This window comes from Colwellia marinimaniae, assembly GCF_002207865.1.
GTDB classification, from domain to species: domain Bacteria; phylum Pseudomonadota; class Gammaproteobacteria; order Enterobacterales; family Alteromonadaceae; genus Colwellia; species Colwellia marinimaniae.
In genome coordinates, this window is sequence record NZ_BDQM01000195.1 from 1 (window position 1) to 296 (window position 296).

Sequence of the window (296 nt, forward strand, 5' to 3'; positions counted from 1 at the left end):
AGCCTTAACAGTGCTCTACCCCCAATAGTTAGACGCGAGGCGCTACCTAAATAGCTTTCGAGGAGAACCAGCTATCTCCCGGTTTGATTGGCCTTTCACCCCCAGCCACAAGTCATCCGCTAATTTTTCAACATTAGTCGGTTCGGTCCTCCAGTTGATGTTACTCAACCTTCAACCTGCCCATGGGTAGATCGCCGGGTTTCGGGTCTAATCCCAGCAACTATTCGCGCAGTTAACACTCGGTTTCCCTACGGCTCCGCTATTCACTTAACCTTGCTACTGAAATTAAGTCGTTG

General features: G+C 49.7%; 1 rRNA gene. It reads right to left on the bottom strand.

Annotated features, from left to right (window positions below):
• Positions 1 to 296, bottom strand: a 23S ribosomal RNA gene (locus tag MTCD1_RS18880); the annotation flags it as partial.